Source organism: Caballeronia zhejiangensis (assembly GCF_000698575.1).
Classification (GTDB): domain Bacteria; phylum Pseudomonadota; class Gammaproteobacteria; order Burkholderiales; family Burkholderiaceae; genus Caballeronia; species Caballeronia zhejiangensis.
In genome coordinates, this window is the sequence record NZ_JFHD01000051.1 from 25616 (window position 1) to 34352 (window position 8737).

Sequence of the window (8737 nt, forward strand, 5' to 3'; positions counted from 1 at the left end):
TCAGGTGGCGTGCAGACGAGGATGCTCCTGCCCCCACGCGATCAGATCGCGCTTGGTCCGCACGCCGAGCTTCGCGAACGCGCGCTTCACATACGACTCGGCCGTACCGATTCGCACACCGATGATTTCCGCCGCTTCGGGCACCGTGCGGCCCGTAATCAGATGCGTGCAGATCTCGTATTCGCGCTTCGACAGACGCACGCGATCCTCGGCGATGCGCGCATCGAACTGAGCGAGCGGATGCAGGAACGACGTCGGATGCGCGACGCGTTTCGCGGCGCTCGTCGAAGCATGCAGCTCCAGCAGCGGAAACAGGAACTCGCTCACGTTGCGAAAGCGGTTCATCTCGGCGAGCGTGAACGGCGGCGCATCGAGCGCGCGTTCGAGCGCGATGGAATCCTGCGCGTGCGGCGTGCCGCGCGCGAGCACGCATTCGTGCGCGATCGACGCTTCGTCGAAGAGCCGCTGACGGAATTCGCCCGGCGGAATCGCGCCGATATCGCGCACGACGAGCATCGTCCCGACCTTGCCGCGAATGCCCGCGAAGAGCGGATCGCTGTCGTAGAAGCGGTCGTAGTACAGCGTCATGACATCGGAGATGACGCTCGTGTCCATGCCGACGCCGCTGCTGCCGATCCACTCGCAGCGAAACCCCGTGGGCTTGCTGCGATCGACGCGCGAACGTTCGATGTGCACGACATTGAGCGGCACGACTTCATTGAGAAGCAGCGTGAGACGCGGCACGAAATCCGGCGTGCCGACAGCTTCGATGACTTTGCCGAGCGTCTTGAAAGACAGCGGAAACGCGGCTTGATCCTGATTGAGCGGGGGTACGTTGAGCAGCATGGCGCGCCCCAAAGAAAAGGCTGTCCGATTGTAGATCAAGCGCCGCATCGCCCGCCAGACGGGGATTTCGAGGTAACTAGGTATTTACCCGCAGATCGCTGAAACGCGGCTTGTCCCCCCTGCGGGGGGGCATACCGGGGCATGTCGACCCGGTAACTTTGGCGCACCGATTCATTGAAAACGACGCACCGAAGGAAACACATGAGCAAGCTGATTCAGGACATCGCGCCGCTGGGCGCTGGCATCGGGCAATTCACGCAACTCGATTACGGCATGGACGAAAGCGACTGGCGCGCGGCCGAAGGCAAGACCGGCAACTACGTGATCGGCTGGTGGGAAGGCAAGGTCGGCGCCGTCGATTTCCCCGCGACCACCGCCGACGAAGCCGTCTGGCTCGTCGAAGGCCGCATCGCGCTGACCGATATGAACGGCGCGCGCCGCGAGTTCGCGGCGGGCGAGGGCTATCTGCTGCCGGCCGGTTTCGCGGGCCGCTGGGAAACGATCGAGGACGCGAAGAAGTTCTACGTCGTGCTCGAACCGCAGCAATAACGTCGCGCACCGCGCCCGAGGAGGAGACACGTCATGAACGAAAGCGCGCAACTGTTCGAAGCCGACTTCGCCGCACCCGGCGCATCGCGCGATGTGCGCCGCAAGCGGGCCCGACTGACCGTCGAAGAAGCACTCGCCCGCACGAAGCTCTGTCCCTACTGGCTCGACAATCCCGCCGAGCCGCCGGCCGAACCGTCGCTCGCGGGCGAAACACGCGCCGATCTGCTGATCGTCGGCGGCGGCTTCACCGGCTTGTGGGCCGCCGTGCAGGCGAAAGAGCAGATGCCCGAACTCGACGTCGTGCTGATCGAAGCAGGACGGGTCGCGCACGGCGCATCGGGGCGCGCGGGCGGCATCATCTCGACATCGGTGATGCACGGCCTGCCCAACGCCGTGCGGGTCTTTCCGAACGATATCGCCGAGCTCGAAGCCTTCGGCCAGCGCAATCTCGACGGCTTCGAAGAGACGCTCGAACGCTACGGCATCGACGCCGATATCGAATGGAACGGCGAGATGACGGTCGCCGTCGATCCCGAGCATATCGACCATCTGCGTGCCGATTACGATCTGCACAGATCGTATGGCCACGACGTCACACTGCTCGACGCCGCGGCCACGCGCGAACAACTCGATTCGCCGCTGTTCGCGGGTGCGCTGTGGTCGCGCAATCGCAGCGGCATCGTGCATCCGGCGAAGCTCGCGTGGGGTCTCAAGCGCGCGGCGCTCGAACTCGGCGTGCGGCTTTACGAGCACAGTCCGCTGATCGACGTGATCGACGAAGGCGCGACCGTCTTCGTGACGACGCCCGCGGGCAGCGTGCGCGCGCCGCGCGTGCTGTTGGGCAGCGGCACCGCGAAAGTCGGCATTCCGGATATCAACCGGCGCGTCCTGCAAGTGCGCGATCACGTACTCGCGACCGAGCCGCTCACCGGCGAGCAACTTGCGCGCATCGGCTGGAAGCAGCGTCAGGGCATCTACGACACGCGCACGCAGCTCAACTATTTCCGCCTCACGAAGAACAACAACATCATCTTCGGCGGCCTCGTGAGTTATCACTTCGATGGCGATCCGAATCCGCCGCGCGATCGGCAGCGCGACACGTACTACCGTCTCGCGGAGGCGTTCTACAAGACGTTCCCGCAACTGAGCGACGTGCGTTTCTCGCACGCGTGGGGCGGTCCGATCGACTACTGCTCGCGCGGATCGGTATTCGCGAAGCGCTATCTCGGCGACAAGGCCGTGTTCGTCGCGGGCTACACCGGCTTCGGCGTGGCCGCGAGCCGCTTCGGCGCGTTCATGGGCCTGAACATCCTTTTCGATCGCGACAGTCCCGAGCGCGCGCTCGACATCGCCAATCGAAGCCCGACCTACATTCCGCCCGAGCCGGTGCGATGGCTCGCCGCGAAAGTCACGTTCCACGCATTCGACGGCGCCGATGCCGAGGGCGGCTGGAAGCGCGCGTGGATCAAGGGCATCAAGGCGATGGGCTTCCCGATGTGAGCGCGACGACATGTTCTCCAATACATCCGATCTCGACCTTCGCCTCGTGCGCGTCTTTCTCGCGGTCGTCGACGCGCGCGGCATCACCGCCGCGCAAGCGTCGCTCGGCGTGCGCCAGTCGACCATCAGCTCGCAGCTTTCCGCGCTGGAGGCGCGCGTCGGCTTCAGGCTGTGCGAACGCGGACGCGGCGGCTTTCGGCTGACGTCCAAAGGCGAGCGTTTCGTGATGTCGGCGCGGGCGCTGATCGGCGCGACATCGCAATTCGTCGCGCAGGTGCGCGACATCGATCGCAAGCTGGTCGGCACGCTGTCGATCGGGTTGATCGGACAGGCATCGCATGTCGAGAACGCGCGGCTCGCGGAAGCTATCGGCGCATTTCGAAAGCGCGATCAGGCCGTGCGTTTCGCGATGCACGTCGCGCCGCCGCAGGAACTCGAAGAAAGCCTCGTCAATCGCGAACTCGATCTGGCGATCGGCTATTTCTGGCATCGCGTCGCGGGGCTGTCGTACAGCAGGCTGTTCAACGAGCGGCAAGTGATCTGTTGCGGGCGCGGACATCCGCTCTTTCATGCGGACCCGCTCGTGACGCTCGACGATCTGCGCGCGCACGACTGGATCTGGCGCAGCTATCCGGTGCCGGAAGAACTCGCGGGCATCGGCGAGCGGCGCGTGACGGCGATCGCGGACAGCATCGACGCGGCCACCGTGCTGATCCTGTCGGGCAGTCATATCGGCTATTTGCCCGCGCATCACGCGGACGCCTTCGAGCAGCGCGGACTGGTCCGCGTGCTGGGACGCACCGCGTTCGGCTTCGACGTGCCGCTGCATCTCGCGATGAAGCGCGACATGGCCGACAAAGCCATCGTTCGAGCCTTCTGTGAAGACCTTTTCGGCGTCTATGGCGCGCGCGAGATTCATCACGATGAGCCTGAACGCGCGGTAGCAACGTGCCCGATGTGAACGCCTTGACGACGCCTTGATGACGCATTACGGCGCGCATTCCGACGCAACGGAATGACCGCCGATAACAATGGAGCGAGACAACATGGCAGACAACACCAGCGACAGCACCAGCATCACGAAGATCGAAACCTACGGTTTCGAGCGCATTCCCGACGCTTCGCGATACGCGCGGCCCATCGATCTGTTCCGCCTGCTGTTCGGCGGCTGCAATACGTTTTCGACTTCGGTGCTCGGCAGCTTTCCGGTGCTCGTCGGCCTTTCGTTCGAAGCGAGCGTGTGGTCCATCGTGATCGGCGTGCTCGCGGGCACCTGCATGCTCGCGCCGATGAGCCTCTTCGGGCCGCGCAACGGCACGAGCGATCCGGTGTCGTCGGGGGCGCACTTCGGCATTCATGGCCGCATCGTCGGATCGTTTCTCGCGGTGCTCACATCGGTCGCGTTCTTCTCGCTCGCCGTATGGAGTTCGGGCGATGCGCTCGTCGGCGGCGCGCACGACATGATCGGCTTGCCGGTCAATCCGTGGACGCTCGGCACGGCGTATCTGGTGTTCGCGGTGCTCGTGCTGATCGTCTGCATCTACGGATTTCGCTTCATGCTGTGGGTGAACAAGATCGCCGTGTGGGCGGCGAGCCTCATGTTCGTACTCGGCGCATTCGCGTTCGCGAAGCCTTTCGACGTCCACTACGCGGGCGCGCTTCAGCACGGCAGCGCAGGCTTCTGGGCGGCGTTCGTCGGCGCGGCGCTGGTCGCGTTGAGCAATCCGGTTTCGTTCGCGTCGACGCTCGGCGACTGGGCGCGCTACATTCCGCAATCAACGCCGCGCCACCGCGTGATGGGCGCCGTGTTTCTCGCGCAGATCGCGACGTTCTTGCCGTTCCTCTTCGGCCTCGTCACCGCGACGATCATCGCGACGCAAGCGCCGAGCTTCATCAGCTCGAACGACTACGTGGGCGGCTTGCTTGCGGTATCGCCGCGCTGGTTCCTGTTGCCGATGTGTCTGATCGCGATCATCGGCGGACTGTCGACGGGCACGACCGCGCTCTACGGCACGGGCCTCGACACGTCGAGCATGTTCCCGAAGTTCCTCAACCGCGTGCGCGCGACGGCGCTGATCGGCCTGCTCGCCATCGGCTTCATTTTCGTGGGGCGTTTCGCGTTCAACCTCGTGGAAAGCGTGGCGACGTTCTCGACGCTCATCTGCACCTTCAGTTGCCCGTGGATGGCGATCATGGTGATCGGCTTCGTGCAGCGCGGCGGTTTCTATCTGGCCGACGATCTGCAAGTGTTCAATCGCGGCGGGCGCGGCGGCCACTATTGGTATAGCCACGGCTGGAACTGGCGCGCGATGGGCGCATGGCTGCCGGCCGCGTTCATCGGGCTGACGTTCGTGAATCTGCCGGGACAGTTCGCCGGGCCGCTCGGCGCGCTCGCGGGCGGCTGCGATCTCAGCGTGCCGGTTTCGTTCGTCGTGGGCGGCGCGCTGTATCTGACGATGCTGCGGCTCTTTCCCGAACCCGACGCCGTTCACGGTCCGCAAGGGCGCCGTCTCGTCGGCGCGTCGCGCGAATCTTCACGCACGAGCGCGCACGTTCCGATCACGGCGCGCGTGCGCGAGGATTGACTTTCATAACGCTCGTCTATTCGAACATTCGGACGATAGATTTAATCCACCGTTGATCCAGCGCTTTTCCAGTATCGGTTCAACACATGGACGTTATTGACGCGTGTGTTTCAGTGCGGATCGCAAAGGCGATCCGAGACGGAATACATCGCGTTCCGGCATTTCCCGACAGGAGACGAGATGTCCGAGCCGAAACATCCAGCCGATGCAGAAGCGCGTCGAGTCTTTCTGAAGAACGTTGCGGTCGCCGGCATGGCGACGGGCCTGTCGGGCGTCGTAGGCGATGCGCTGGCGCAGGCCGACGCGTCGCCATCGGGCGGGACGGGCGCGGCGTCGAAGCCGGCGACGCGCGCGACGCTCGACATCAATCAGCAGTACGCCAACTTCCTTAACTTCGCGGATGCACAGGACTTCGAGGACGCAACCGACGCATCGCGGCGCAGCAACATCGTCGTGATGCCGGAGGCGGGCTTGCGCGCATGGCTCGCCGGACGGATCGGCGCGCGCGCGGCGCTCGGCGATGCGCTCTTTCACGTCGACGCGCCGGCGCTCGCCGGAACGACGCTGGCGACGATGCTCGCGAGCGCCGAATCTTCCGTGGCCGACGCGCGCTGAAGGAGCGCCGATGACGGTTTTAGTCGATCATCCGGAAGGTTTGTTCGTCGTGCTGCTCGCGCTGTTCATCGGCGCGGTGGCGTGCGGCGCGCACGTATTGCGGCGCTTCGCCGTGCTGCCGCCGGAGGATCGCGAAGACTTCAACATCATCCAGACTTCCACGCTGACCTTGCTTGCGCTGCTCGTCGGCTTCAGCCTTTCGATGGCGGTGAATCGCTACGACTTGCGCAAGACGCTGGAGGAAAGCGAGGCGAACGCGATCGGCACCGAATATGCGCGCGCCGATCTCGTCGATGCCGCGACCGGCGCGAAGATCAAGTCCGCGCTGCTCCGCTATACGAAGCTGAGACTGGCGAACTACACGACGCGCGCGCCCGATGCGCTCGCGACGATCGTCCGCGATACGTCGAATGTCGAAACGGAGCTGTGGCAGCTCGCGACGCAAGTGGCGAAGGATCAGCCGACGCCCATCGGCGCGCTCGTCGTCGCCGGCATGAACGACGTGCTGAACTCGCAGGACTACTCGGAGGCAGCGCGCATCAACCATATTCCGCTGGGCGCGTGGTATCTGATGATCATCATCGCGCTGCTCGGCTGCGTGATGCAGGGCTACGGCGCGAAGGGCAAGCTGACCAAAGGGCTGCTCATCACGATTCTTCCGGCGACGGTCGCGCTGTCACTCGCGCTGATCGCCGACATCGACAGTCCGAAAGGCGGATTGATCCGCGTCGAGCCGCGCGATCTCACGCGGTTGCTGCAGTCGATCGGAGCGTGAGAGCCATGGCGCGCGTCCGGCTGCGTGCTATCTTTTTGAGTGGAAGCAGATCTTCCGCCCAGGAGAGATCGTGGACGTCGCCGCCTGGCTGCGCAGCCTCGGAATGGAACGGTACGAGCCGGTGTTTCGCGAGAACGCCATCGACGCCGACGTGCTGCGCAATCTCACCGCCGACGACCTGAAGGAACTCGGCGTCGCGCCGGTCGGGCATCGGCGCAAGCTGCTCGATGCGCTGGCCGGACTGCCGCATGCGTCCATCAAACCGGGCGATGAAGGAGAGCGGCGGCAAGTCGCCGTGCTTTTCGCCGACCTGTGCGGCTTCACGCAGATGAGCCGGGAAATCGACGCGGAAGAAGTGCTCGACGTGCTCGATCGATACTTCGAGCAGGTCGATCGCATCGTGGAGCTGCATGGCGGCCATGTCGACAAGCACGTCGGCGACTCGGTGATGGCGGTCTTCGGCGCGCCGGTCTCGCATGGAAACGATGCCGAACGCGCCGTGCGCGCCGCGCTCGCAATCGACGATGCGATGCCCGGCCTGTCGCGCGCGCTCGGTCGCGCGGTTTGCGTGCACATCGGCATTGCGGGCGGCGAGGTCGTCGCGAGCGGCACGGGCAGCGCGACGCATCGGGCGTACACCGTCACGGGCGACACCGTCAATCTCGCGTCGCGTCTCACGGACGCGGCCGGCACGGGAGAAATCCTCATATCGGAGGCCGTGCGGCGTCATCTGGCCGAGCGTCTCGATTGCGTCGAACGCGGCGCGCTGTCCGTCAAGGGATTCGCCGATCCGGTTCCGGCATGGCGCATCGCCGGCATTCGACACGCGCCGCCGATCCGGCCGATGGTCGGCCGCTGCGAAGATCTGCTCGCGTTCCGGACCGTGCTCGGCTCGTGCCGCGCGACGGGCCATGGACGCACGATCGTGCTGCGCGGCGAGGCGGGCATCGGCAAGACGCGCCTCGTCGAAGCGTTCGAAAGCGCCGCGCGGGATGCGGGATTCGTCTGTCACGGCGGGCTCGTGCTCGACTTCGGCGCGGCGACCGGACGAGGCGCGATTCAATCGCTCGTGCGCGGACTGCTCGCGCTCGACGATCCGAACGATGACGCAACGATAGGGCAGGGCATCGCCCAGGCGATCGCCTCCGGTTCGATCGATGAAGGCGATGCGCTCTTTCTCGAAGACCTGCTCGACATGCCCATGCCGCTCGCGGATCGCACGGTCTTCGAGGCAATGGACAACGCGATGCGCGTTCGCGGCCGGCGCGATGTCGTGGCGCGGCTCGTTCGTCGCGCGAGCGGCCGGCATCCGCGGTTTCTTGCCGTCGAAGACATTCACTGGTCGGATGCGCCGACGCTGGCGGACCTCGCGGCGCTATCCGCGACGGCGGCGGATTGCGCGGCCGTGCTCGTACTGACCGCGCGCCCGTTATCCGAAACCTTCGACGCGTCCTGGCACGCCGCGCACGGCGCGCCGTATTCGCTCATCGATCTCGGACCGTTGAGCGCAAGCGAGGCGCGCGTCATGGCCGAATCGTTTCCCGGCGCGACGGCGGATCTCGCGGAGCGCTGCATCGCGCGGGCGGCGGGCAATCCGCTGTTTCTCGAACAGTTGCTGAACCACGCGCAGGACGGCGCGGAATCCGGCGTGCCCGGCTCGGTGCGCAGTCTCGTGCAGGCGCGGCTCGACCGGCTCGATTCCGCCGGCAAGACCGCTTTGCAGGCGGCGTCGGTGCTCGGGCAGCTCGTCGAGAAGGATGCAGTCGATTTTCTCGTCGATGAAACCGGCGCGGGCGCCGCGCTCGAATCGCCGTCGATGGATCGCCTGGTGCGACGCCAGGGCGCCGGCTTCATCTTCCACCACGCG

General features: G+C 65.4%; 8 protein-coding genes. 7 read left to right on the forward strand and 1 reads right to left on the reverse strand.

Going from position 1 to position 8737, the window contains the following annotated elements; genetic code table 11:
• Positions 1-846, reverse strand: coding sequence for a helix-turn-helix transcriptional regulator (locus tag BG60_RS33190; RefSeq protein WP_008345332.1), 846 nt, complete (start codon positions 844-846; stop codon positions 1-3).
• A gap of 201 nt (positions 847-1047) precedes the next feature.
• On the opposite strand from BG60_RS33190, the gene BG60_RS33195 reads away from it, so the two are divergent.
• The 7 genes from BG60_RS33195 to BG60_RS33225 all read left to right on the forward strand — a co-directional run.
• Positions 1048-1395: a cupin domain-containing protein gene (locus tag BG60_RS33195; RefSeq protein ID WP_008345333.1), complete on the forward strand. Its 348-nt coding sequence runs from the start codon at positions 1048-1050 to the stop codon at positions 1393-1395.
• A gap of 33 nt (positions 1396-1428) precedes the next feature.
• Positions 1429-2895 carry an NAD(P)/FAD-dependent oxidoreductase gene (locus BG60_RS33200; RefSeq protein WP_008345334.1) on the forward strand — a complete coding sequence of 489 codons (1467 nt, stop codon included), beginning with the start codon at positions 1429-1431 and terminating at the stop codon, positions 2893-2895.
• A gap of 10 nt (positions 2896-2905) precedes the next feature.
• Positions 2906-3856, forward strand: coding sequence for a LysR family transcriptional regulator (locus BG60_RS33205; protein ID WP_008345335.1), 951 nt, complete (start codon positions 2906-2908; stop codon positions 3854-3856).
• Positions 3857-3941: 85 nt separating this feature from the next.
• Positions 3942-5480 carry a purine-cytosine permease family protein gene (locus BG60_RS33210; RefSeq protein ID WP_034474157.1) on the forward strand — a complete coding sequence of 513 codons (1539 nt, stop codon included), beginning with the start codon at positions 3942-3944 and terminating at the stop codon, positions 5478-5480.
• Positions 5481-5660: 180 nt separating this feature from the next.
• Entirely contained in the window at positions 5661-6095 is a 435-nt protein-coding gene (locus tag BG60_RS33215) for a hypothetical protein (protein WP_008345337.1), read from the forward strand.
• 10 nt (positions 6096-6105) lie between these two features.
• Positions 6106-6870 carry a bestrophin-like domain gene (locus BG60_RS33220; RefSeq protein ID WP_008345338.1) on the forward strand — a complete coding sequence of 255 codons (765 nt, stop codon included), beginning with the start codon at positions 6106-6108 and terminating at the stop codon, positions 6868-6870.
• A gap of 70 nt (positions 6871-6940) precedes the next feature.
• A partial coding sequence (locus BG60_RS33225; protein WP_034474158.1) for an adenylate/guanylate cyclase domain-containing protein occupies positions 6941-8737 on the forward strand: 1797 nt, incomplete at its 3' end.